3 protein-coding genes are annotated in these 2,569 nt (G+C 41.3%); 2 read left to right on the top strand and 1 reads right to left on the bottom strand.

Annotated elements, in window-relative coordinates:
* Nucleotides 1–249: 249 nt before the first annotated feature.
* Nucleotides 250–1,212 carry an IS110 family transposase gene (locus KKE07_05010; GenBank protein ID MBU4270201.1) on the bottom strand — a complete coding sequence of 321 codons (963 nt, stop codon included), beginning with the start codon at nt 1,210–1,212 and terminating at the stop codon, nt 250–252.
* Nucleotides 1,213–1,549: 337 nt separating this feature from the next.
* On the opposite strand from KKE07_05010, the gene KKE07_05005 reads away from it, so the two are divergent.
* Entirely contained in the window at nt 1,550–2,149 is a 600-nt protein-coding gene (locus tag KKE07_05005) for a 2-oxoacid:acceptor oxidoreductase family protein (GenBank protein MBU4270200.1), read from the top strand.
* Between the two features lie 10 nt (nt 2,150–2,159).
* A complete protein-coding gene (locus KKE07_05000) occupies nt 2,160–2,447 on the top strand; it encodes a 4Fe-4S binding protein (GenBank protein MBU4270199.1) in 288 nt (95 codons plus the stop codon).
* Nucleotides 2,448–2,569 lie beyond the last annotated feature (122 nt).

The raw sequence follows: 2,569 nt of genomic DNA, 5'->3' as shown, positions 1-2,569 counted from the left end.
TCCATGAAGAATATTAGCGTTAAAGGGGTATGATGTGTAAAAGATCATAGAATAAAAAATTGAATAGTATAAATCATAGATTAAGTCCCGGAACGGTTCCGGGACTTTTTGTTATTTCTATCAAAGAGCCGGGATCGGAAAATTGTCATTTCGAACCCTGTGCGACGTCGAAGGGTGAGAAATCTTAATTATGTAAAAAAAGATTTCTCCTTACGTTCGAAATGTACTGTGTATTCAATCAACACATTTTTAATATTGATATATATATTCTCTCTTATATTTCACAATTGCAAAAACTTGCCTGATGAGTTTATTGGCAACGGCAGTTAATGCCAGCTTTTTGTCCTTCCCTTTAAGAAGCATTCTGTTATAGAGTTGCTCGCATGAATGATTATGCCTGCTTGCTGACAATGCTGCCATATAAAATAATTTACGAAGATATTTATTTCCTTTTCTTGATATTGCTCCGCGACCTCGTACTGATGTACCAGAAATCCGTGGAGAGGGGTTAACTCCAATAAAACTTACAACCTGTTTAGCTGTTTCAAAACATTCAAACTCATTAAAATATCCTATAATTGCTGATGATGTCCTATCACCAATACCTGGTATCTTTTTGAGCCGTTGATACTGTTCCTGATTATGCTGTTTTATTATGTTCTTAATTGCTTTCTCAGCTTCTTTTATTTCCATTGTGATACACTCATTCACTTTGCGTAAACTTTCCACTATTCCCCTTGGCGCATCATTGCAGCATGATAATGCTTCAATACGATTTGAATTTTGTGTTTTTAGATGTAATAAATCCTCAATGGCTTTCAAATAATATACAATTCCCTGACAATTATCCGGTTTTGGTGTATAAATATAAGGGTTTTGTTCAAAACCAAACTGTGCAATAACACGCGCATCTACGCTGTCAGTCTTTGCTCGAACCATCTTCATCTCGCTAAATCTTTTTATAACCAATGGATTCATTACTGAAACGGTATACCCCTGTGCATACAATTGATTTGCCAAATTTAAATGATATACACCCGTAGCTTCCATTGTTATGATAACTTCATATTCCCTGTACTTTAAAATTTCCTGGATCAAACGCTGTATACCATCTTGATTGTTTAGAAAATTATATGGTATAAAACTCTCTCCATTAAAAAAAACAACGTCCAAAGTCTTTTTTGATACATCAATTCCTATTGACAATTTCATAATCCCTCGATAATAATACTAAATTGTAGTTTTGAGGGATATGTATCTTCTCTGGGCTCTATCATCGTAATATACAGGTTTTATAACCTAATGTACTGTTCAGAGTAGAGAAGGAGAAGGTGGGATTAACATTTCGAACGGTTTCTAAAACCAATGACAAAATAAATCTAGTTCCACCTTCTCTCATATCCTCTCCTTCTTATTATCTTATCAAGAGAGAATATATCTTAATACCAACATACGATGACAGTTCAGCACCCAATAATTTTATACTTTTTCCTTGACGCTGGGGCTCCTATAAAATTGTATGAATAAATGTATCGAATAAATGCTTTTGATGAAAATTGCAGACATGATAATAAAGAAAAAGTATACTGAGGTGATCTGGTACGGAAGGGGCGGGCAGGGGGCCATAACTGCAAGCCAGCTTATAGCGGACGCGGCTTATGAGGAAGGATACAGGGGCGTTACAACAGCGCCCTCATTCGGTGCTGAAAGGAGAGGAGCGCCGGTGTCTGCGTTTCTGCGTCTGGCCCATGAACCGATACGTATTTTTTCACAAATTTCGACACCCGATATTATTGTCGTCCTTGACCCCTCACTGCTTCCTGTGCTGGACCTTCCTGGCAGGTTTCCTGCAAGTTCCGTGGTTATAATAAATTCGAAATACACGCCGGAGAAACTGAAACTGGAACATTTCAATACTGTGGGGATCGCCGATATCACTACTGTGGCGCTGGAAAATAATCTCACCATGGCCGGCGTGGCGATCCTTAATACCCCGATCCTGGGCGCCTTTGTGAAGGTCACGGGACTGGTGAGCCTGGCAGCCGTGGAAAAGGCCATAATAAAAAAATTTTCTTCCACCGGGGCGCGGATAAACATGCTCACCGCGAGGATAATACATGACGCGACGAAAATCTACAGTACAAACTGAAGGAAAACAGATGGGAACGAGACAGTGCGGCCATATCACCGCTTCATCATCGCCGGCAGCGGGCGAAGCCGGAAGGACCGGCGACTGGCGGGTGCAGCACCCGGAATTCGATTACACTGTCTGCACCCCGGCCAGGAGCAACACGCCCTCATGTTTCCGGTGCTGGACCTTCTGTCCCGACGGGGTCATCAGCAAGACCGTACCACCCAGGGTCGATCTGGAATACTGTAAAGGGTGCGGGATCTGTTCGGAAATCTGTCCTACGGGCGCAATAAAAATGGTCCCCGAAGAAGAATGAAAGAATGATATGACACAAAAGAAAAATGAAAAAACCACAGTCACGGTAAAAGATAAGTCGATGATAATGACGGCCAATCACGCCGCTGCCCACGCGGTGAAGCTCTGCGGCGTCCAGGTCAT

It is taken from the genome of Candidatus Dependentiae bacterium, assembly GCA_018897535.1.
Lineage (GTDB): Bacteria > Babelota > Babeliae > Babelales > UASB340 > UASB340.
Note: the sequence above shows the minus strand (reverse complement) of the source record. Positions and strands in the feature narration are given on the sequence as shown.